General features: G+C 41.5%; 21 protein-coding genes and 2 other annotated features. All 21 genes read right to left on the reverse strand.

All coding sequences use genetic code 11. The annotated features are described in order from the left end of the window. Nucleotides 1-46: 46 nt before the first annotated feature. The 21 genes from rpoC to radA all read right to left on the reverse strand — a co-directional run bounded on the left by rpoC (nt 47) and on the right by radA (nt 23,414). A complete protein-coding gene (rpoC, locus tag IEW76_RS18700) occupies nt 47-3,664 on the reverse strand; it encodes a DNA-directed RNA polymerase subunit beta' (RefSeq protein ID WP_188655927.1) in 3,618 nt (1,205 codons plus the stop codon). A 64-nt stretch (nt 3,665-3,728) separates the two neighbouring features. Then, nucleotides 3,729-7,277 (reverse strand): DNA-directed RNA polymerase subunit beta, encoded by a 3,549-nt coding sequence (gene rpoB / locus IEW76_RS18705; RefSeq protein ID WP_188655928.1) that lies wholly within the window; start codon nt 7,275-7,277, stop codon nt 3,729-3,731. 323 nt (nt 7,278-7,600) lie between these two features. Next, entirely contained in the window at nt 7,601-8,215 is a 615-nt protein-coding gene (locus IEW76_RS18710; RefSeq protein ID WP_188655929.1) for a class I SAM-dependent methyltransferase, read from the reverse strand. A 123-nt stretch (nt 8,216-8,338) separates the two neighbouring features. After that, nucleotides 8,339-8,698, reverse strand: coding sequence for a 50S ribosomal protein L7/L12 (gene rplL / locus IEW76_RS18715; protein ID WP_036787606.1), 360 nt, complete (start codon nt 8,696-8,698; stop codon nt 8,339-8,341). A gap of 51 nt (nt 8,699-8,749) precedes the next feature. Beyond that, nucleotides 8,750-9,250 (reverse strand): 50S ribosomal protein L10, encoded by a 501-nt coding sequence (gene rplJ, locus IEW76_RS18720; RefSeq protein WP_036787609.1) that lies wholly within the window; start codon nt 9,248-9,250, stop codon nt 8,750-8,752. A gap of 67 nt (nt 9,251-9,317) precedes the next feature. Continuing rightward, nucleotides 9,318-9,469 (reverse strand) — a sequence feature (ribosomal protein L10 leader region). A 48-nt stretch (nt 9,470-9,517) separates the two neighbouring features. Next, entirely contained in the window at nt 9,518-10,213 is a 696-nt protein-coding gene (gene rplA, locus IEW76_RS18725) for a 50S ribosomal protein L1 (protein WP_188655930.1), read from the reverse strand. 112 nt (nt 10,214-10,325) lie between these two features. After that, nucleotides 10,326-10,751, reverse strand: coding sequence for a 50S ribosomal protein L11 (gene rplK / locus IEW76_RS18730; protein ID WP_036787615.1), 426 nt, complete (start codon nt 10,749-10,751; stop codon nt 10,326-10,328). Between the two features lie 142 nt (nt 10,752-10,893). Continuing rightward, nucleotides 10,894-11,427 (reverse strand): transcription termination/antitermination protein NusG, encoded by a 534-nt coding sequence (gene nusG / locus IEW76_RS18735; RefSeq protein WP_036787617.1) that lies wholly within the window; start codon nt 11,425-11,427, stop codon nt 10,894-10,896. Between the two features lie 135 nt (nt 11,428-11,562). After that, on the reverse strand, nt 11,563-11,736 hold the full coding sequence (secE, locus tag IEW76_RS18740; RefSeq protein ID WP_036787619.1) for a preprotein translocase subunit SecE: 174 nt from the start codon (nt 11,734-11,736) through the stop codon (nt 11,563-11,565). 38 nt (nt 11,737-11,774) lie between these two features. Then, a complete protein-coding gene (gene rpmG, locus IEW76_RS18745) occupies nt 11,775-11,939 on the reverse strand; it encodes a 50S ribosomal protein L33 (protein WP_256438013.1) in 165 nt (54 codons plus the stop codon). A gap of 60 nt (nt 11,940-11,999) precedes the next feature. After that, nucleotides 12,000-12,605: an RNA polymerase sporulation sigma factor SigH gene (gene sigH, locus IEW76_RS18750; RefSeq protein ID WP_229721305.1), complete on the reverse strand. Its 606-nt coding sequence runs from the start codon at nt 12,603-12,605 to the stop codon at nt 12,000-12,002. Nucleotides 12,606-12,741: 136 nt separating this feature from the next. Beyond that, on the reverse strand, nt 12,742-13,251 hold the full coding sequence (locus IEW76_RS18755) for an NYN domain-containing protein (RefSeq protein ID WP_188655932.1): 510 nt from the start codon (nt 13,249-13,251) through the stop codon (nt 12,742-12,744). Between the two features lie 2 nt (nt 13,252-13,253). Continuing rightward, entirely contained in the window at nt 13,254-13,997 is a 744-nt protein-coding gene (rlmB, locus tag IEW76_RS18760) for a 23S rRNA (guanosine(2251)-2'-O)-methyltransferase RlmB (protein ID WP_188655933.1), read from the reverse strand. Continuing rightward, nucleotides 13,994-14,407, reverse strand: a complete 414-nt coding sequence (locus IEW76_RS18765) for a Mini-ribonuclease 3 (RefSeq protein ID WP_188655934.1) — start codon at nt 14,405-14,407, stop codon at nt 13,994-13,996. Before IEW76_RS18765 ends, rlmB begins: the two co-directional genes overlap by 4 nt. Nucleotide 14,408: 1 nt before the next feature. Next, nucleotides 14,409-15,809 carry a cysteine--tRNA ligase gene (cysS, locus tag IEW76_RS18770; protein ID WP_188655935.1) on the reverse strand — a complete coding sequence of 467 codons (1,401 nt, stop codon included), beginning with the start codon at nt 15,807-15,809 and terminating at the stop codon, nt 14,409-14,411. Then, a complete protein-coding gene (gene cysE, locus IEW76_RS18775; RefSeq protein WP_188655936.1) occupies nt 15,790-16,461 on the reverse strand; it encodes a serine O-acetyltransferase in 672 nt (223 codons plus the stop codon). The genes cysS and cysE overlap by 20 nt, the downstream gene beginning before the upstream one ends. Before the next feature lie 94 nt (nt 16,462-16,555). After that, nucleotides 16,556-16,774: a binding site (T-box leader), on the reverse strand. Nucleotides 16,775-16,817: 43 nt separating this feature from the next. Continuing rightward, on the reverse strand, nt 16,818-18,287 hold the full coding sequence (gene gltX, locus IEW76_RS18780; protein ID WP_188655937.1) for a glutamate--tRNA ligase: 1,470 nt from the start codon (nt 18,285-18,287) through the stop codon (nt 16,818-16,820). A 97-nt stretch (nt 18,288-18,384) separates the two neighbouring features. Continuing rightward, the gene (locus tag IEW76_RS18785; protein WP_308422094.1) at nt 18,385-19,590 is read right to left on the reverse strand and encodes a bifunctional 2-C-methyl-D-erythritol 4-phosphate cytidylyltransferase/2-C-methyl-D-erythritol 2,4-cyclodiphosphate synthase; all 1,206 of its coding nucleotides are present in this window, start codon (nt 19,588-19,590) and stop codon (nt 18,385-18,387) included. A gap of 93 nt (nt 19,591-19,683) precedes the next feature. Next, nucleotides 19,684-20,796 (reverse strand): PIN/TRAM domain-containing protein, encoded by a 1,113-nt coding sequence (locus IEW76_RS18790; protein ID WP_188655939.1) that lies wholly within the window; start codon nt 20,794-20,796, stop codon nt 19,684-19,686. 161 nt (nt 20,797-20,957) lie between these two features. Next, nucleotides 20,958-22,031 (reverse strand): DNA integrity scanning diadenylate cyclase DisA, encoded by a 1,074-nt coding sequence (disA, locus tag IEW76_RS18795; protein WP_188655940.1) that lies wholly within the window; start codon nt 22,029-22,031, stop codon nt 20,958-20,960. Beyond that, complete coding sequence (gene radA, locus IEW76_RS18800) at nt 22,032-23,414, reverse strand: DNA repair protein RadA (protein WP_188655941.1); 1,383 nt, start codon at nt 23,412-23,414, stop codon at nt 22,032-22,034. Between the last annotated feature and the right edge of the window lie 10 nt (nt 23,415-23,424).

Raw genomic sequence — 23,424 nt, forward strand, 5'->3', positions numbered from 1 at the left:
ATGCCTCCTAGATTATCACTTGCTTCATCAGCTTACTATTACAAAATTAAGACTGTGTGATCTCTTCAGGCTCTTCAGCTTTAATCATATCTTCTGTTAGTTCATCGGATGCTGGTTGAACTGAACGGTAGCGAGGCATACCCGTACCGGCCGGAACCAACTTACCAATAATAACATTTTCTTTAAGTCCAAGCAATTCGTCACGTTTTCCTTTGATTGCAGCATCAGTTAGGACACGAGTTGTCTCCTGGAAGGACGCAGCAGATAAGAAGGAATCTGTTTCTAGCGATGCTTTCGTGATTCCAAGTAGCACTGGACGACCTACCGCTGGTTGGCTTCCTTCTACAAGTGCACCACGGTTTGCTTCACGGAATTGGTGGATCTCAAGTAGTGAACCAGGAAGTACATCTGTATCACCGGCGTCAAGCACACGAACTTTACGAAGCATCTGGCGGACCATTACCTCAACGTGCTTATCGCCGATTTCTACACCCTGCATACGGTAAACTTTCTGGACTTCACGTAGAAGATACATCTCAACGCCTTCTACACCTTGAATCTTCAATAATTCTTTTGGATCAACAGAACCTTCTGTTAGCTCTTCACCAGCTTGGACAGTGTCTCCAACCGTAACCTTCATACGAGCACCATATGGAGCTGTGTAGCTACGCTTTTCAACTTCGCCTTGAACTGTAATTTCAAGCTTTTCTTTTACTTCGTTAACTTCTTCTACTGTACCATGGATCTCACTGATTACAGCTTGACCTTTAGGGTTACGAGCTTCAAATAACTCTTGGATACGAGGAAGACCTTGTGTGATATCATCCCCTGCAACACCACCAGTGTGGAAGGTACGCATTGTAAGCTGTGTACCTGGTTCACCGATCGATTGTGCAGCAATAATACCAACAGCTTCGCCAACTTCAACTTCTGAGCCAGTTGCTAAGTTGCGACCGTAACATTTCTTACATACACCATGGCGTGTATTACATGTGAATGCAGAACGGATCGTTACTTTTTCAACACCCGCATCTACAATCGAACGTGCCATGTCTTCAGTGATAATTTGATCACGAGTTGCCATTGCTTCGCCTGTTTCTGGGTGACGGACCGTCTTGAACGCAGTACGTCCAATCAGGCGATCAATAAGTGGTTCGATCATTTCCGTACCTTCAGTAAGGGAAGCTACTTCTAAGCCTCGGTCAGTGCCACAATCATCTTCACGGACGATAACATCTTGTGCTACGTCAACTAGACGACGAGTAAGGTAACCTGAGTCGGCTGTTTTCAGTGCTGTATCGGCAAGACCTTTACGAGCACCGTGTGTAGAGATAAAGTACTCTAGAACCGTCAGACCTTCACGGAAACTTGATTTGATTGGAAGTTCGATGATCTTACCAGCCGGGTTGGCCATAAGACCACGCATACCAGCTAACTGTGTGAAGTTAGATGCGTTACCACGAGCTCCGGAATCACTCATCATGAAGATCGGGTTGGCAGGGTCAAGTGACTGCATTAGGCGATCTTGAATATCATCTTTGGCCGCTGACCAAATAGCGATAACACGATCATAACGCTCATCATCTGTAATCAAACCACGACGGAACTGCTTCATAACTTTGTCTACTTTACCTTGAGCTTCTTCAAGGATGGTTTGTTTCTCTGGAAGTACCACAATGTCAGAAACACCAACAGTGATACCAGCTTTAGTTGAATAAGCGAAACCTAGATCCTTCATGCGGTCAAGCATTTTAGACGTTTCACTAATCTTAAAGCGTTTAAAGACTTCTGCGATAATGTTCCCAAGAATCTTCTTCTTAAATGGAGGAACTAAATCACGTTTTTTGATTTCCTCTTTAACATCTGTCCCCTTCTCAATAAAGTACATTTCAGGCGTTTTGCCTTCAAGGTTACTTTGAGTCGGTTCATTAATGTAAGGGAAAGATTCAGGTAAAATTTCGTTGAAGATTAACTTACCAACAGTTGTTAACAATAGCTGGGTGTTTTGTTCTTCAGTGAATGTACCGTTATTTAATGAACGAGCATGCACAGCTACACGAGTGTGTAAGTGAACATAACCATTCTGATAAGCAATTAGAGCTTCGTTTGTATCTTTAAATACTTTACCTTCACCAACAGCGTCTTCGCGCTCTAGTGTTAAATAATAGTTACCTAAAACCATATCCTGTGAAGGAGTAACAACTGGCTTTCCATCCTTAGGGTTCAAGATGTTTTGCGCAGCAAGCATTAAGATACGAGCTTCTGCTTGTGCCTCTGCAGATAGTGGTACGTGAACAGCCATTTGGTCACCATCAAAGTCAGCGTTATACGCTGTACATACTAGTGGGTGCAGGCGAATTGCACGACCTTCTACAAGAGTAGGTTCGAACGCTTGGATACCAAGACGGTGAAGTGTAGGGGCACGGTTTAGAAGAACCGGGTGCTCTTTAATCACTTCTTCTAGAACATCCCAAACTTCTGGGTGAATGCGTTCAATTTTACGTTTAGCAGACTTAATGTTGTGAGCAAGTCCGCGATCAACTAGTTCGCGCATTACAAAAGGCTTGAATAGTTCTAGTGCCATTTCTTTCGGTAAACCACACTGATACATCTTCAGACTAGGTCCAACGACGATTACAGAACGACCAGAGTAGTCTACACGTTTACCAAGTAAGTTCTGACGGAAACGACCTTGTTTACCCTTTAGCATATGGGAAAGGGACTTAAGAGGACGGTTTCCTGGTCCAGTAACCGGACGGCCACGTCGGCCGTTATCAATTAAGGCATCTACAGCTTCTTGTAGCATACGCTTTTCGTTTTGAACGATAATCGTAGGAGCTCCAAGATCTAAAAGACGCTTCAAACGGTTATTACGGTTAATTACACGACGATATAGGTCGTTTAAATCAGATGTCGCAAAACGTCCACCGTCAAGTTGTACCATTGGGCGAATTTCCGGTGGGATTACAGGAAGAACATCTAAGATCATCCAAGATGGGTCATTACCCGAACCACGGAAAGCCTCAAGTACTTCTAAACGTTTAATAGCACGAGTACGACGCTGACCCTGAGCAGTTTTTAATTCTTCTTTAAGAGTTTCTACTTCTTTCTCTAAATCGATATCTTGAAGCAATTTACGGATCGCTTCAGCACCCATTAGAGCTTGGAAGGACTTACCGTACTTCTCACGATAGGTACGGTATTCTTTCTCAGAAAGTAACTGTTTTCTCTCAAGAGCTGTATCACCTTGATCTGTTACCACATATGCCGCGAAGTAGATTACTTCTTCTAAAGCACGAGGTGACATATCAAGAACAAGTCCCATACGACTAGGGATTCCTTTAAAGTACCAAATGTGAGAGACAGGGGCAGCTAATTCTAAGTGCCCCATACGCTCACGACGTACTTTCGCTTTGGTTACTTCTACGCCACAACGATCACAAACGATTCCTTTGTAACGAACACGTTTGTACTTACCACAATGACATTCCCAGTCTTTTGTAGGACCGAAAATACGTTCACAGAACAAACCGTCTTTCTCCGGCTTTAACGTACGATAGTTAATGGTTTCTGGTTTCTTCACTTCACCAAATGACCAAGAACGAATCTTATCAGGCGAAGCTAAACCTATCTTCATATATTCAAAGTTGTTTACATCTAGCAAGGGGCCTACCTCCCTTATAATCTCCAGGTTTTACCCTAAGCTTAGAGTCCAGTGTCATAAGCTCTTACTCTATTTCGTCTTTAGGATCGCCTTCAACGTTCAGCTTTTCTGCTGATTGCGCTTCTTCTTCTTCAATATCGCGTAAATCAATTTCAGATTCATCTGCTGTTAACATCTTAACGTCCATACCTAAACTTTGTAGCTCTTTAATCAATACTTTAAATGATTCTGGTACGCCTGGTTCAGGTATATTAGAGCCTTTGACAATTGATTCATACGTTTTAACACGTCCAACAACGTCATCAGACTTAACAGTTAAGATCTCTTGTAGTGTATATGCAGCACCGTATGCTTCAAGTGCCCATACCTCCATCTCACCGAAACGCTGACCACCAAATTGAGCTTTACCACCCAATGGTTGTTGCGTAACAAGAGAGTAAGGTCCAGTAGAACGCGCGTGAAGTTTGTCATCAACCATGTGCGCAAGTTTAATCATGTACATGACACCTACAGATACACGGTTATCAAACGGTTCACCAGTACGTCCATCATAAAGAATTGTTTTCGCATCTCTTGCCATACCAGCTTCTTGCAATGTTTCCCAAACGTCTTCCTCACGAGCACCATCAAATACCGGCGTAGCCATTCGAACACCTAACAGGCGCGAAGCCATACCTAAGTGTAACTCTAGTACCTGACCGATGTTCATACGTGATGGTACACCTAATGGGTTTAACATGACATCAACTGGTGTGCCGTCTGGTAGGTAAGGCATATCTTCCTCAGGAAGGATCTTTGAGATAACACCTTTGTTACCGTGACGACCGGCCATCTTGTCACCTTCAGAAATCTTACGTTTTTGTACGATATACACGCGAACCAACTGGTTTACACCAGGAGGAAGCTCGTCTCCATCTTCACGATTGAAGATTTTAACGTCAAGTACAATACCGCCAGCTCCGTGTGGGACACGCAGGGAAGTATCACGTACTTCGCGCGCCTTCTCACCAAAGATTGCATGTAATAAACGCTCTTCTGCTGAAAGTTCTGTTACACCCTTAGGCGTTACTTTACCTACTAACAGATCGCTATCACTTACTTCAGCACCGACACGGATTATTCCGCGATCGTCTAGGTCTTTAAGTGCATCTTCACCCACGTTCGGGATATCACGCGTGATTTCTTCTGGTCCTAATTTCGTATCACGAGCTTCTGATTCATACTCTTCAATATGAATAGAAGTGTATACGTCATCTTTTACAAGACGTTCACTCATGATAATCGCGTCCTCATAGTTATAACCATCCCATGTCATAAAGGCAACAAGAGGGTTTTTACCTAATGCAAGCTCACCTTTTTCCATGGAAGGACCATCAGCAAGGATTTCTCCTTTTTCAACACGATCACCAGCGCTAACGATTGGTTTCTGGTTATAACAAGTACCTTGGTTTGAACGGATAAATTTCTGGAAGCGATAACGATCTAGATCGCCTTCAACTTCTTTTCCATCTACTACCGAAATACGACGAACCAGAACTTCCTTAGCATCTACACGTTCTACAATACCTTCATGGTGAGCTACAACAGCAGCACCAGAATCTTTACCAGATACATATTCCATACCTGTACCCACTAGTGGAGCTTCAGGTTCCATTAAAGGTACTGCTTGACGTTGCATGTTCGCACCCATAAGAGAACGGTTGGAGTCATCATTTTCTAAGAAAGGAATACATGCTGTCGCTGCAGAAACAACCTGTTTCGGCGATACGTCCATGTAGTCAATACGTTCGCGCTTAACTGCGGTGTTCTCACCACGGAAACGAGCGATTACTTCCTCATCTTGGAATGATCCATCTTCTTCTAGCTTTGCGTTTGCCTGAGCAACTACATAGTTGTCCTCTTCATCAGCAGTCAAGTAATCTATTCGGGCTGTTACTTTCCCTGTTTCAGGGTCAACACGACGATATGGTGTTTCAATAAACCCAAATTTGTTTACTTTCGCATAAGAAGAAAGTGAGTTGATTAGACCAATGTTTGGTCCCTCTGGCGTTTCAATCGGACACATACGTCCATAGTGAGAGTAGTGAACGTCACGTACTTCAAAACCTGCACGCTCACGTGTTAAACCACCAGGTCCTAATGCAGAAAGACGGCGTTTGTGCGTTAATTCTGCTAGTGGGTTCGTTTGGTCCATGAACTGAGATAACTGAGAGCTACCAAAGAACTCTTTAATAGAAGCGATAACTGGGCGAATGTTGATCAGTTGTTGTGGTGTAATAGAAGCAGTATCTTGAATCGACATACGCTCACGTACTACGCGCTCCATACGAGATAGACCAATACGGAATTGGTTCTGTAGAAGCTCACCAACCGAACGAAGACGACGGTTACCTAAGTGGTCAATATCGTCCGTGCCACCTACATCATGAAGTAAGTTAAAGAAGTAACTTACTGCAGATAGAATGTCAGACGGCGTGATGTTCTTTGTACTGTCATCAACATTTGCATTACTGATTACGTTAAGAGTTCTCTCCCCTTCAGGGTCTGTAGGGTCTACGATCTTAACGTTTTGAATCTTCATAGGGTCATCTAGTACACCATCATGAGGTTCCACGTATTCATCCCCAAGATTCTCTTCAGAACCTTCAAGATATGGTAGAATCTTGTCTAATAGGCGACGATCTAGTTTATCCCCTTTGTTTGCAAGGATTTCACCTGTTTCCGGATCAGCCAATGACTCAGCTAACACTTGGTTAAATAGGCGATTCTTGATGTGCAACTTCTTATTAATCTTGTAACGACCAACGTGTGCAAGATCATATCTCTTAGGATCAAAGAAGCGTGAAACAAGTAAACTCTTCGCATTTTCTACTGTTGGTGGTTCACCAGGGCGAAGTCGCTCATAAATTTCTAAAAGAGCTTTTTCACTGTTTTCCGTATTATCTTTCTCAAGCGTATTCTTCAGGTATTGGTTTTCACCAATTAGATCAATAATCTCTTGGTCTGTACCAAACCCAAGTGCACGCAATAAGACTGTAATCGGAAGTTTACGGGTACGATCAATACGTACGTGAACTACGTCTTTTGCATCTGTTTCGAATTCTAACCAAGCACCACGGTTAGGGATTACAGTAGCTGTATACCCTCTCTTACCGTTCTTATCAACTTTAGGATTAAAGTAGACACTTGGAGAACGAACTAACTGAGATACGATTACACGCTCTGCACCATTAATAACGAAAGTACCTGTACCAGTCATTAATGGGAAATCACCCATAAACACTTCCTGCTCTTTAACTTCGCCAGTTTCCTTATTGAGTAAGCGTACTTTAACGCGAAGAGGAGCTGAATATGTGACATCTCGATCTTTTGATTCATCTACAGGATACTTTGGCTCTCCTAGAGTGTAATCTACAAACTCTAGTGAAAGATTACCTGTAAAGTCCTCAATTGGTGAAATGTCTTGGAACATCTCCCTCAAACCTTCTTCTAAGAACCAATCATAAGAAGCGGTTTGAATTTCAATTAAATTTGGTAATTCGAGAACTTCGCTGATACGCGCATAACTTCTGCGCTGGCGGTGTCGTCCATACTGAACTAGTTGACCTGTCAACTGATTCACCCCTCAAATCAAGCATTTTAATAAAGAAAAAATTGTCCGGCAAAAATGGCATGCCGAACTAGCTAGCACAGAAGGATCACTCCTGCACCAGGTTAATCTATAGTTACACTCGTACAAGACAAGTGTAATTGAACAATTCCGTTTTCCCTAACGTTAGACAAAAGAAAAAAGGGTTTCTATAAGAAAACCACAATATACGATTTGTTTATTCGATTTTACCAGTCTTGCCTAACGGAAGGCATTTATACGCAAAAAGTTTAAAAAAACTCTTGACATAGAAACTTATATATTGGCATTTTTCAATACTATCACAACTAAATTTCGGAGTCAAACTTTTTAGCCTTGAGAATAAAGTAACCTTTTGCCTTCTTTTCAATGGTTACCTGGTCGAATAAATCTTCTAAATGTTGCTTAGCAGATGGAGCACCTTGCTTTTTTTGAATGACAACCCACAATTCGCCTCCTGGCAGAAGAGCCCGGTGACTTTGATCGAACATGGAATGAACAACTTTCTTTCCTGCTCTAATTGGTGGATTCGTTACGATTGCCGCAAAGCTCTGATGTTGTATAGCAGAAAATTGGTCACTTTGTAATATATCTGCATTCTTTACGTTATTCTTTGCTGCGTTGTCTTGAGCTAATTGAGTCGCTCGCTCGTTAACATCTACCATAACAACTTTACGATCTGGGAAATCCAGAGCGAGGGAAAGACCTATGGGGCCATATCCACAGCCCAGATCAAGAAATTCTCCATTGATCTCTGGTTCAGCAAACGTTTCTATTAAGGTTCTAGACCCAAAATCTACTTCGTCTTTAGAAAATACTCCTTGATCTGTGCTAAAGTTAAGCGTTCTTCCTCGTAAGTTGAACGTCCATGACTTTGGAGCACTCTTAGATTCAGGATTTCTTGAATAATAGTGTTCTGCCATTCATAACACCTACCCATCTTGCAATATGTTTTACATAAGATTCTTTTTAGTAAAAGGCTAAAAAACCTAATGTATAACAAAAGCAAAGCTCGCCGTTATCCAGCGAGCTTTTTGTGCTTTCTCTTACTTAAGTTCGATCTTAGCGCCTGCTTCTTCAAGCTTAGTTTTCATTTCTTCAGCTTCTTCTTTAGCAATGCCCTCTTTAACTGGTTTTGGAGCGTTGTCTACTAAGTCTTTAGCATCTTTAAGTCCAAGTCCAGTGATTTCGCGAACTGCTTTAACTACTTTGATCTTAGAAGAACCAGCGTCTTCAAGAACAACGTCAAATTCAGTTTGCTCTTCAGCAGCTTCTTCAGCTCCGCCACCTACAGCTACAGGTGCTGCAGCAGTTACTCCAAATTCTTCTTCAATTGCTTTTACTAAATCATTAAGTTCAAGAACGTTCATTTCTTTGATCGCGTCGATAATTTGTTCTTTAGTCATGATATATCCTCCTTGTAATAAATATAATTATTAGACGTGCCTATTAGGCTATTAAGCGCCTTGTTCTTCTTTTTGGTCTGCAACTGCTTTCGTTGCAAGCGCGAAGTTGCGCATTGGAGCTTGTAGTACAGAAAGTAGCATAGATACAAGTCCGTTTGCGTCCGGTAGTTCGGCAAGTTCTTTGATTTGCTCAACGCTTGCGACACTACCTTCGATAACGCCACCTTTGATTTCAAGAGCGTCGTTTTCTTTAACGAAGCTGTTGATGATTTTAGCAGGGGATACAGCGTCGTCCTCGCTAAATGCAAGTGCTGTTGGTCCAACTAATACCTCATCAAGCTCAGTTAAGTTTGCTTCTGCTGTCGCACGGCGAGTCATTGTGTTCTTGTACACTTTGAAGTCTACGCCAGCTTCACGAAGTTGTTGACGAAGATTCGTTACCGTATCAACGTCTAGCCCGCGGTAATCTACAAGTACTGTAGATTTACTGTTCTGAAGTTTATCAGCAATTTCAGAAACAAGCTGTTTCTTGTGTTCAATAATTCTGCTCATCGTTCCACCTCCTATTGACTTTTCATCATACCGTTAGGGTGCCAAGGTTCATAAAAGGCTCGCGATATAAGTCATAAAAAATGTGCCTTCAAGGTAGACAAGAAGGCACATGAGTTGATGATAGCTATCGGCGAACAACTATCACGTATATCAACACACCTCGGTAGGAAATTAAGCGACAAGCGCACCTACTGTCTACGGTATAACGTATTCATATTTGCAACATTGAATATTATAGCTAAGCGCTATTGAAAAGTCAATGCCAAATTAGCTTTTGAAAGAAGAAATGTCTACGCGCACACCAGGTCCCATAGTGGAAGCTACTGATGCGTTACGCATGTAAGTTCCTTTAGCAGCCTGAGGCTTCGCCTTCATTAGCGTTTCAGTGATCGCTGTGAAGTTCTCAACTAATTTGTCATTTTCAAAGGAAACTTTACCAATTGGTACATGGATGTTTCCTGCTTTATCAACGCGGTATTCAACTTTACCTGCTTTGATTTCGTTAACAGCTTTTTCAACATCGAATGTTACAGTTCCTGTTTTAGGGTTAGGCATTAGACCTTTTGGTCCAAGTACGCGACCTAGTTTACCAACTTCAGCCATCATGTCTGGAGTTGCTACAACTACATCAAATTCAAACCAACCTTGGTTGATTTGGTTGATTAGGTCTTGTTCACCTACGAAGTCTGCACCCGCTGCTTCTGCTTCTTTCGCTTTATCACCTTTAGCGAAAACTAGAACACGTTGGGATTTACCAGTTCCGTGTGGTAGTACCATAGCGCCACGGATTTGTTGGTCCGCTTTCTTAGGGTCTACCCCTAGACGGAAAGCTGCTTCAACTGTTTCATCAAAGTTTGCTTTCGATGTTTCTTTAACTAGCTTGACTGCTTCTTGAGAGTCGTAAGTTTTTGATTTATCTACTAATTTTAAAGCTTCTTGGTATCTTTTGCTTCTTTTAGCCATTTCATTTTCCTCCTCGTTGTGGTTTTAACGGTTTTACCTCCCACGAATAAAGGTTGCGAAATGCGGAAAACCCCCACCTCGCAACCTTACTCAATCCAGAGCCGCTGTGGGATTAGTCCTCGATAACAAGTCCCATGCTACGCGCTGTACCTTCAACCATGCGCATAGCTGCATCCACGTCAGCAGCATTTAGGTCAGGCATTTTTGTTTCAGCAATTTCGCGAACTTTGTCGCGCTTAATTGTTGCAACTTTATTGCGGTTCGGTTCGCCTGATCCGGATTTAATGCCAGCCGCATCTTTAAGAAGAACGGCAGCAGGCGGAGTTTTAGTGACGAATGTAAATGAACGGTCTTCAAACACCGTAATTTCAACCGGAATGATCATACCAGCTTGATCTGCTGTACGTGCGTTAAATTCCTTACAGAAACCCATGATGTTAACACCTGCTTGACCTAGTGCTGGTCCAACTGGTGGAGCCGGGTTGGCTTTACCTGCAGGAATCTGTAGTTTTACAACTTTAATAACTTTTTTAGCCACGAGACACACCTCCTTAAGTCCGTGATGTGGTTACAGGGGGTATCCCCCTCCCACTCAATCATATACACATAAATCCTCTTTCTCGAGGCATTAAGAACATAAAAATTCTAGCATTTTTCCAGAAAGAATGCAAGGGGCCCCATTATAATTTTTCAATTTGAGAGAACTCAAGCTCAACCGGGGTTTCGCGCCCGAACATATTAACGTGTACTTTTACCTTTTGCTTGTCCAAATCAATGGATTCAATAGAACCAGTAAAGTTTGCGAAAGGTCCTTCTGTTACACGGACACTTTCTTTCACTTCAAAGCCAATATCTTGGAGTGGTTCATCCATTCCCATCCGCTTAAGAACTGTTTCCATTTCTTCTTCCAAGAGAGGGGTAGGCTTCGAACCTGAACCAGTAGATCCAACGAAACCTGTTACTCCTGGTGTATTGCGTACAACATACCACGAATCATCCGTCATTACCATTTCCGCCAACACATAACCGGGGAAAGTCTTCTTTTTAACGGTCTTACGTTTACCGTTTTTAATTTCCGTTTCTTCATCTTCAGGGACAATTACACGGAAGATTTTATCTTCCATCCCCATAGAATCCACACGTTTCTCTAAATTTGTTTTCACTTTATTCTCGTAACCAGAATAAGTGTGTACAACATACCATCTTTTTTCCATAGTTTCAGGACAAACGGTTTGCCCTTCCCTCCCTCATTGTTAAGTTTCGTTTTTTGATCAACATGAAAAAACCCGTTAAACGGGTTTTTTGAGCAAGAAACGTATTAATAACATTATAACATAAACATAAGTGCTTTATTCGGTAATCAATTCAAGAATCCACGAAATCCCCAAGTCTACTACTGCAAAGAAGACAGCAACAAAAGCCACGGTTGAAATAACCGTTACAGTGTATTTAGAAAGTTCTTTCCCTTTAGGCCAACTGACTTTTTGCATTTCTCGAGAAACGTTTTTGAAAAACTTGAACATGCTAGTACCCCCAAACTTTCACCCGTAAGGCTTCCTCGTTATTTTGTCTCCCGGTGCAGGGTGTGTTTGCCGCAATTCTTACAATACTTTCGTGCTTCAAGTCGCTCTGGATTGATGCTCGAGTTCTTATTTGTTGAGTAGTTACGACTTGCACATTCAACACACGCTAAGACTACCTTTTTTCGCATATTTCTCCGCCCCATTCCAGGGTTTTAGTCACTTCCATTAATGTACCATGGGATTATAAGGCTGTCAACGTAGCGTCAAAGCGTAATTTCACTGATTTCAAGGTATCGCTCAAGCTTTCTCTTCACCCGTTGTAGTGCATTATCAATGGACTTAACATGGCGGTTTAAATCTACCGAGATCTCCTGATACGATCTGCCATCTAAATACAAACTCAGAACCTTTCTTTCTAAATCACTTAACAATTCTGACATTTTATATTCCATGTCACCAAACCGCTCTTGGTTTATAACCAATTCCTCGGGATCTAAGGCTTTTGCACCGGCTATTACGTCCAACAATGTTCGATCGGACTCTTCATCATAGATGGGTTTGTCTAAAGAAACATATGAATTAAGCGGTATATGTTTCTGTCTAGTGGCAGTTTTAATGGCAGTTATAATTTGGCGAGTTACACACAGTTCTGCGAAGGCTTTAAACGAGGAAAGCTTGTCCTCTTGGTAATCGCGAATTGCTTTGTACAATCCGATCATACCTTCCTGCACAATATCTTCTCGGTCTGCGCCAATTAGAAAATATGTGCGGGCTTTAGCACGTACAAAATTTTTATACTTATTAATCAAATGTTCTAAAGCTCGACTATCTCCTTTATGCACATAAACAACGACATCCTCGTCTGACATTTGCTCAAAATCCAAATCCTTGATGTCCTTCTCCACTTGTCCGATGATCACGTAAGGATTCCCCCCGACCGTACTACACTCGATATATAGAAATATTATACAGTAAGCGTTTCAGAAGCGTCAACACAACCTGGCATTACTTTTCGCCTCTTCTCCACTTTTCAAACACATCTAACACTTCTTTTTTTATCGGTATTTTAGACTTGTTTTGAACCTGGTTATAAGACTTTACTTCGTTTTGAATCTCTTTTTCTATATTTCTCATCTCAATATGAAGTTCTCTTGCTGATAAGCGCAGAGCGCCTTGTGCAAATATCGTCCGTTGTTCCGTGTAGTCGGAAGTTGCCACATATACTTGAGTCCGAATGTTTTTAACTTCCTGAACCAGCTTTTCTATTCGCTCATCTGCTGTTTCATTTTCTCGCGTAAAAACAATTTCTACGTCATAATTTTTTCGCTTTTTCTCTATACCTTGAACATAGTATGCATCAAAGACCACGATCACTCTGTATTTGGAGAAAGCTCGATATTCGGCCATCTTTTCAATTAATAGATCACGGGCTTGGCCAAGATCATGATCTTTTAAAGATTGAAGCTCTGGCCAAGCCCCTATAATGTTGTATCCATCTACAATGAGAACTACCATTATTACTCACCCAATGGGTGGCGCTTCCTGTGTATTTCATACATAAGTAAACTAGCCGAAACGGAAGCATTAAGTGATGTTACCTGACCAACCATTGGCAAACGAACAGACCAGTCGCATTTTTCTTTTACTAAGCGACTAATTCCTTTTCCTTCACTACCAATGACAAGTGCAATCGGCATGTCCCCTTTTAGTTGTCGGTAGTCCTCTTCTCCTTTAGCATCTGTTCCTACCACCCATACATGTTCTTTCTTCAAATCTTCAATTGTACGTGCTAAATTCGTCACACGTACGACTGGAATGTATTCAATTGCTCCTGTGGATGTCTTCGCCACAGTAGCCGTTAATCCCACGGAACGTCTCTTTGGAATAATGACCCCATGTACACCCGCTGCGTCTGCTGTACGAAGAATAGAACCTAAATTATGAGGATCCTCTATTTCATCTAGAATTAAGAAGAAAGGGGATTCTCCTTTGCGGTGCGCGTGATCAAACAGGTCATCTAGCTCACTGTAGCTATATGCTGCTACCGATGCTATAACACCCTGATGGCTTCCATCTACCAGTTGATCTATTTTTTTCTTAGGTACTTTTTGGACTTGGACACCGTTTTCTTTAGCAATCTTTTGAAGGGACTGAGTCGCCTTATGCTGAAGTTGATCAGAAACCATTACTTTATTAATCGATCGTCCTGATTTTAATGCTTCTGAAACGGCATTTTTCCCTATAATCCATTCTTCTTTCATGTTGTCGCGCTCCTTTCTTCTACGTATTGTATGGCAAGATCAACTAATTCGTATAGTCGATCCCTTTGTTGCATGAAATACAGATACCCTAATAGTGCTTCAAACGCTGTGCTATAACGATAGGTTTGTACATCTGTATTCTTAGGAGTTGAACCGCTCTTCGCGTTCCTTCCCCTTCTAACGATTCCTTCTTCCGCTTCTGTTAACAGCTGTTCATCTAACCAATAGCGAATGACAGCAGCCTGAGATTTAGCGGAGACAAAGCGTACCGCAGCTTGATGCAATTGCTGCGGCTTCACACTCCCGCTCCGAATTAAATGCTCCCTAACAAACTGTTCATATACAACATCACCCATGTAGGCGAGGGTTAGACTCTTCATTTGCCTAACATCGACTGTTTGATGATTCATATTAACCTCTCTTCCAGCGTGTACCTTGAGGTGTATCCTCTAAAATGATGCCGCGATCTTTTAAGTCATCCCGTATTTCATCAGCTCTTTGGAAATTACGATTCTTTCTTGCATCAATTCGCTCTTGAATTAAGGCATCAACTTCTTCATCAAGCAACTCATTTTCCCCCGCTACATGAATTCCTAACACTTCAGCTAATTCAGACAATGTATGTTGGAATGCAGCAATAACGTTTTCTGATGTATGAGTGGATTGTAAATATACGTTTGCATCTTTAGTAAGATCAAACAGTACAGAAATAGCGTTAGCTGTATTGAAATCGTCATTCATCTCTTCAATAAATGTGTTCTTGTAAGCTTCTACCTTTTGGATCCACTGTTCGTCATCTTCTGTTTGATTAGTAGCCGACTGTTTACGATGCTCTAGGTTTTCATAAGCATTCTTTATACGGTCTAAGCTGTTCTTAGCTCCTTCAAGTAATGCTTCACTAAAGTTGATTGGATGACGGTAATGAACGCTTAGCATAAAGAAGCGAATAACCTGAGGATCGTGGTGTTTAATGATATCATGAACAAGTACAAAGTTACCGAGAGATTTAGACATTTTCTCGTTCTCAATTTTGATATATCCGTTATGCATCCAATAGTTTGCAAATTGCTTTTCGTTCAATGCCTCAGATTGAGCAATTTCATTTTCGTGGTGAGGGAATGTTAAGTCTTGCCCTCCTGCGTGAATATCAATCGTTTCCCCAAGGTATTTCTTTGCCATAGCGGAACACTCTATATGCCAACCAGGTCGTCCTTCTCCCCAAGGGCTTTCCCAAGCAATTTCTCCGTCTTTGGTGGTTTTCCAGAGGGTGAAATCAAGTGGGTCTTCTTTCTTCTCCCCAACTTCAATTCGTGCCCCCGTTCTAAGCTCATCTATGGATTGTTGAGATAGTTTGCCATAAGAATCAAAGGATCGAGTCCGGAAATAAACATCTCCACCTGATTCATATGCATGGCCTTTTTCCACTAACGTATTGATAAATTCTATAATCTCAGACATATTTTCAGTTACCCGAGGATGATCTACTGCTTCTTCCACACCGAATGCTCCTACATCCTCTTTATAGGCTTCAATGAATCGCTCTGCAATTTCCGGCACTTCAGAGCCTAGTTCGTTAGCCGCTTTAATTAACTTGTCATCTACATCTGTAAAGTTCAAAACGTAATGTACGTCATAATTCTGATACTGGAAGTACTTACGAACCGTATCAAATACAATAGCAGGTCGAGCATTCCCTATATGAATGTAGTTGTAAACCGTTGGACCACACACATACATACGTACCTTTCCTTCTTCAATTGGTTGGAACGCTTCTTTTTGACGTGTAAGGGTATTATAAATCTGAATCCCCATTATTGTTCACTCCTTGTTTCATGTCTTCTATTTGTTTTTGTAAGCGGGTAATTTCTTCATCCATCTTTTTAAATCGATCAGCGACTGGGTCAGGCATTTTATGATGATCTAAGTCTTTACGTACTTTCTTGCCATTTCGTATAACAATGGTTCCTGGGATTCCTACAACAGTTGAGTGATCAGGTACATCGTTAAGTACAACAGATCCCGCTCCTACTTTTGAATTCTCCCCAATCGTAATGGAACCAAGCACTTTTGCTCCTGTGGCCACAAGGGCATGATCCTTGAGAGTTGGGTGACGTTTGCCCTTCTCTTTCCCTGTTCCACCTAACGTAACGCCTTGGAATATGGTCACATTATCTCCGATTTCACACGTTTCCCCAATGACAACACCCATGCCGTGATCAATAAAGAATCGACGACCAATCTTGGCACCCGGATGAATCTCAATCCCTGTGAAAAACCGACTTAGTTGCGAGATGACTCTTGCTAAAAAGAAAAACTTTTTAATATAGCAGGCATGTGCAAGGCGATGCCCCCATATTGCATGTAAACCTGAATAGGTTAAGATTACTTCAAAACGACTTCTAGCAGCCGGGTCTTGATCAAATACAACATCAACATCTTCCTTGAGCATTTGGAAAAGTCCCATTCATATCCCTCCATTACATCATCATGAGAAAAAGGTGAGTAGGCGGTAAACCCTTATGCGAGACAGAAAAAAAGCGCCTCTGTGCTTATAAAAACACAGAGACGCTTCATGCGCGGTTCCACTCTGTTTGAGATAAAACGTACTTATCTCCAACTCGCCTCTCATAACGGGAGAGTACCGCTCTTGTTTACTATAATTCAACAAGAGACTCAGAGGTGCATTTCAAAGGAGCTCCTTCAACCACTTTCAGCCTGGGTGATTGTCTCTGCAAGAAAGGAGCGATCCCTTTACTTCTCCTCTTCAACGTTCTAGGTTATTAATGCTAATATATTATATTTCACGGAAAATGTGAACTTCTATGCTTGAAGCTGCTCTACAGCATTTTTTAAGCGTTTTTGAACCGTCTCTTTTCCAAGCAAATGGATGGCATTCGGTAATTCAGGCCCATGAGTCTGACCAGTTGTCGCCACACGAATTGGCATGAAGAGCTTCTTCCCTTTATGCCCTGTTTCTTTTTGAACAGCTTTAACTGCTTTTTTAATGGCATCTGGCTCAAAAGCTTCTAATTCATCAAGTTTGGCACTATAGGTTTCAAGTACTTCTGGTACTTGCTCTTCTTTTAAGACAGCCATAGCTTCTTCATCATAGTCAATTTCCTCTTTGAAGAATAGTTCTGTCAGCTCCACAATCTCAGCTGCATAGTTTAATTGTTCTTGATATAAGGAAATTAACTCGCGTGCCCACGCACGTTGATCTTCACTCATATCTTCAGCAAGACGTCCCGCTTCAACAAGATGAGGAAGGGAAAGGTCCACAATACGGTCTAAACTTGATGCTTTAATGTATTGGTTGTTAATCCACTTTAACTTCTGTGGATCGAATACTGCTGGTGAAGATGATAAACGTGAAGGGTCAAAGATTTCTATAAGTTGTTCATCGGTAAAGATTTCTTCCTCCCCTACCGGAGACCAACCAAGTAATGTAATGAAATTGAATAAAGCTTCAGGCAGATAGCCCAATTTCTCATACTGACCAATAAACTGAAGAATATGCTCATCGCGTTTACTTAGCTTCTTGCGTTGTTCATTTAAGATTAAAGCCATATGACCAAAGCGAGGTGCTTCCCAACCAAGAGCATCATAAACCATCACTTGTTTTGGAGTATTGGAGATATGCTCTTCACCACGTAAGACATCTGTAATCTTCATAAGATAATCGTCAACTGCTACTGCGAAATTATACGTTGGCGTTCCGTTCTTCTTCGCAATAACCCAATCTCCAAAGTCGTTTGATTCAAACGTAATCTCTCCACGAACAAGGTCATTGAATTTATAAGTAACCCCTTCTGGAACTCTAATACGAATACTCGGCTGACGGCCTTCAGCTTCAAACTGTTTGATCTGCTCTTCTGTAAGGTCACGATGCGCACCTGAATACTTCGGAACCTCACCTCGAGCGCGCTGCGCTTCACGCTCTGCTTCTAATTCTTCTTCTGTCACATAACATTTATATGCAAGATTCTTGTCCAATAGTTCATCAATGTATTGCTGATACAAGTCTAAACGTTCCATTTGACGATATGGGCCGTAGTCTCCACCGACATCTACGCTCTCATCCCATTCAATCCCTAGCCATTTCAAGTATTCCATCTGGCTCTGTTCTCCACCAGCAACGTTACGCTTCTCATCCGTATCCTCAATACGAATAATAAACTTACCACCAAGGTGGCGGGCATATAAATAATTAAAAAGTGCTGTACGCGCATTACCGATATGTAAATGACCTGTCGGACTAGGCGCATAACGCACGCGAATTTCATTTGTCATGGATAATTCCCCTTCTTTCTACCGAATGATAGTCTACTTTCATTTTATCATCTCAAGCACGTGCTTGATAATCGAATTTTGTTATTTACCTTGCTCATTATAGCGATTTTGAGCGTGTAAGTAAAATTGTGGCTTGTGCTGCTACTCCTTCTTTACGACCAGGAAAACCTAGTTTTTCCGTAGTTGTGGCTTTAACGTTAATTTGTGATGTTTCTGCCTCTAGTATGCGCGCAATATTGGATTGCATAGCTGTAGTATAAGGCGACATTTTTGGTGCCTGTGCGATGATGGTACAATCTACATTCCCTAGTTCATACCCTTTATCTTTTACAATACCCCATACATGTTCAAGCAACTTCACAGAGTCAGCATCCTTAAATTCAGGATCAGTATCTGGGAAGTGCTTCCCAATATCTCCTTCTCCAATAGCTCCTAAACAAGCATCTGCCACCGTGTGTAGTAAAACATCGGCGTCAGAATGACCGAGCAGACCTTTTTCATAAGGGATCTCAACTCCCCCAATTATACAAGGTCTACCTTCTACTAACTGGTGAACATCAAATCCTTGCCCCACACGAAACATTTCCTTTTCCTCCTTCGCTTCTAATCCAGCAGAACGATTATTAATAATCGTTTCAGCCTTTTCTATATCTTCAGGCGTTGTAAGCTTAATATTATCATAACTTCCTTGTACCACTTCGACATTCTGACCAAGCCTTTCAACCAGGGAAGCATCATCTGTCCCAAGGTAATGTTCTTCTTTTGCCTGCTCATGAGCTGAAAGAATTAATTCATAACGAAAAGCTTGCGGTGTTTGAGCCGCATAGAGTTCATCTCGTTTTAACGTTTTGAGGCTTCCCGCTTGATATTGTTTGATCGTATCCGTTACCGGTACAGCCAAAAGAGCTGCACCATGCTCCCCGGCCTCTTTTACCAGCTCCCGTATCGATTCCCTCTTAACAAAAGGTCTCGCTCCATCATGGATTAGAACGATAGAGTCTCCATTTATAGCCTGAAGACCAGCGTACACACTATCTTGGCGCTCTTCGCCTCCATCAATAAGCGTGATTTGGCTTAAATAGCCAAACCTTTCTAATAAACTTTCTATCTGCGTACGTTCATTTGGGTTAATGACTACAATTCGTTGTTCGCATGAAAGGTCATCTTGCGTAAAAGCTTCAATCGTATGAATGAGAAGCGGTTTTCCGTTTATGGATAAAAACTGTTTATTTTGCCCAGCCTTCATCCGTTTCCCCTGGCCAGCAGCTAGTATTATAACTTGATACGAACTCATAGATCCCATCCTAAATGTGTAATAATAAATGCTTTAAACAAAACAAAAGCGATAACATTACTGTTATCACTTTTGAGAAACTCTATTTCGTTTATACTCTACTTACAAGGCTTTTTCAAGTAGTTTAGGCTTGGCAAAAATCATTCGGCCAGCAGAAGTCTGGAGGACACTTGTAACAAGAACTTCAATAGTGCGACCAATATAATCTTTACCTTCTTCAACAACGATCATCGTTCCGTCATCGAGGTAAGCAACACCCTGATTCTGTTCTTTTCCGTCTTTAATAACTTGAACCGTAAGTTCTTCACCAGGTAACACTACTGGCTTAACGGCATTAGCTAAGTCATTTATATTCAGGACTTGAACATTTTGAAACTCGCAAACTTTATTTAAGTTAAAGTCATTGGTAACGACTATACCATTAATGAGTTTCGCTAATTTCACGAGCTTACTATCTACTTCTTGAACATCTTCAAAATCGCCTTCGTAGATCTCTACATTTACCGGAAGTTCCTTTTGCATTCGGTTAAGAACATCCAAGCCTCGACGGCCTCTATTCCGCTTCAGCACATCTGAAGAATCTGCAATATGCTGCAATTCTTCTAAGACGAACTGCGGAATTAAAATCGTCCCCTCAAGAAAATGAGTTTGGCAAATATCAGCGATTCGGCCATCGATAATAACACTTGTGTCTAAGATCTTTGCCTTAGGAGCAAAATCTGACTCATCTTCATCCTGATCAGTTGATTTCTTACGATCTTTTTCTTTTTCCTTTTTGTTAGCTAATGAAAGTAGATTAATGAATTCATCACGTCGTTTAAAACCTACTTGGAACCCTAAATAACCTAAAATAACCGTTAGGAAGATCGGCAACACCTGCGACACTACTAATATAGGGTTATCCTGAAGTGGAATGTTAACCAAGAATGCTACAATCAACCCTACAATAAGACCTAAACTCCCAAACAGCAGATCTGCCACAGGAACTTTAACAAGCGTTTCTTCTACCCACATAAAGAAATTGACGATATAATCGACAAACCAAAATGTTAATAAATATAATATTATGGCTCCTAGCACCATCCCGATGTACTCATTGGCCATCCAGGATTCTTGCGGCACATCTGACAGACCGACTATCAGGTCCGGTATAAACAAAAATCCTATGGTACCACCTGCGATAACAATAAATAATTGGACCACTTTCTTAAGCACCACGGTCACCTCCTAACATGCAGTATTACCAAGTTTTCTAAAAAATATAATAAAAGAATAAAATCCGTCTATATAGTCGAAACCGTATCACACCTTACAAATATAGTCAATTGATGAACGTTACATCATAGCAGATATCTATAAATGTGTCAATTATGTGACTAAATATGGCGATCTATAAACAATTGCTCTTGGATGCGGTTTAATCCTTCTTTGATCTTGCCAGCCCTGACCTCACCTATACCATCTACTTTCACAAGTTCCTTCGCAGAAGCCTTTACGACATCGTTTAACGTTCCAAACTCTTCTACCATGGATTCGACAATTAAGAAAGGTAAACGAGGTATTTTATCCAGAATTCTATATCCCCTAGGGGTCACTGGATCATCTACTTTTGTAGAGGAAGGATATCCAAGTAGTTTCAAGATCTTTGCATCTTCCATTAGTTCTGTATTGGTAACCTCTTGAAGTTTCTTTAAAATATAATGGGGTTCATAATCTCCGTACTTGCTATAATCCTTTAGCAACAAACGCGCTTCATTCTCAATATTAGATACTAGTTCTGTTAGCTGTAACTGTATCAAACGTCCTTCGGTACCTAATTCATTTACATACCCTAGAATTTCGTTTTTTATGCGTAGAACCATTTCTATGCGATGGATCACTTGCAATACCTCTGCAAAGGTCACCATTTCTTCAAATTCCAAAGCACCTAAGTTCGTAACACCCTGATCCAAGACATTTTTATATTTCTCCAACGTTTGCATTGCTTGGTTTGCCTTTGTGAGAATAACTCCTATATCTTTTAGGGAGTATTTTAAATTACTTTTATAAAGCGTAATGACGTTTCGCCTTTGAGAAATAGCAATTACAAGTTCGCCTGTTTGCTTAGCAACACGTTCTGCAGTTCTATGTCGCATCCCTGTTTCTGTTGAAGAGATTGATGGGTCAGGAATTAACTGCGCATTAGCAAAAAGTATTTCAGAAGCTTTCTCATTTAAGATAAGGGCTCCATCCATCTTCGCCAGTTCATACAAATGTGCAGGCGTAAACGACGACTGAATATGAAAGCCCCCATCTACAAGTTGTTGCACTTTATCATTATAGCCTAGAACAATAAGCCCCCCTGTGTTGGCACGAAGAACATTATCTATGCCTTCACGTAAGGGCGTACCTGGGGCCACAAATTTTAATATGTCTCCAATCATGGATTCTCTTCCTTCAACCCATTCCATCTAAGCGCCTCCCAACGTTGCTTTTAAAGCTTCTTGTACTGAGTTAACTCCAATAATCTCGATGTCGTCAGGGAGAGTCCAACCGCTTAGATTTTTCTTAGGAACAATTGCGCGTTTGAACCCTAACTTAGCCGCTTCCTGTACACGCTGTTCTATACGGGCAACACGTCGAATCTCTCCTGTCAGCCCTACTTCTCCAACTAATACATCATCAGGCTTAGATGGACGATCTTGAAAGCTTGAGGCAATACTTACAGCCACTGCAAGGTCAATAGCTGGTTCATCAAGTTTCACTCCACCTGCTACTTTCACATATGCATCCTGGTTCTGTAAGAGTAATCCTACACGCTTCTCTAAAACAGCCATTAGTAATGGCACACGGTTATGATCTAAACCAGTTGCCATCCTTCGTGGATTTCCATAACTCGTCGGAGATATGAGTGACTGAATCTCAACCAATACAGGGCGCGTCCCCTCCATAGAAGCAACAACTGTAGACCCTGCCGCTCCTTGAGACCGCTCTTCTAAAAAGATTTCTGAAGGGTTGGCTACTTCTCTTAGCCCTTCTTCCTTCATCTCGAAAATGCCCATCTCATGTGTACTACCAAATCGGTTCTTCACGCTGCGTAGAATTCGAAATGTGTGGTGTCGCTCCCCTTCAAAATAAAGTACAGCGTCTACCATATGTTCTAGTAACCTCGGACCAGCAATTGATCCTTCTTTCGTGACGTGTCCAACGATAAAGATTGGAATCCCTTTGTTCTTAGCAATGCGCATTAGCTCACTTGTACATTCACGAACTTGCGATACACTGCCAGGCGCAGAATTTACTTCTTCTTTATAAATGGTTTGTATGGAATCAATAACAACAAAGGAAGGTTGAATCTGATCAATATGATGAGCAACGTCCATCATGTTCGTTTCAGCTAGAACATAAAGATCATCAGAGAGTACACCTAGACGGTCTGCTCTTAATTTCGTTTGTCTTGTCGATTCCTCGCCTGATATATACAGTACGCTTACATCCTTGGTATGAGCAAGCTGAGACGATACCTGTAGCAACAAGGTTGATTTCCCTATTCCAGGATCACCGCCAATTAAGACAAGGGATCCGGGTACAATGCCACCGCCTAAGACCCGATTCACTTCTGGCATACCTGTTTTTATTCGAGGCTCTTCCTTCGTTTCGATTGCTGTTATTTTTTCTGGTTTCTTGCTAGTTTGTGCATCACTTGTTACAAATGTATGCCTTCCAGTAGATTTCGATGCCACTCGTTCCTCAACAAGTGTATTCCATTGATGGCAACTAGGACACTTCCCCATCCACTTAGCGGTTTCATACCCACATTCTTGACATACAAACTTTGACTTCTGTTTCGCCAAAAAGATCTCT

The sequence above is a fragment of the Pontibacillus salipaludis genome (assembly GCF_014642405.1).
GTDB classification, from domain to species: domain Bacteria; phylum Bacillota; class Bacilli; order Bacillales; family BH030062; genus Pontibacillus; species Pontibacillus salipaludis.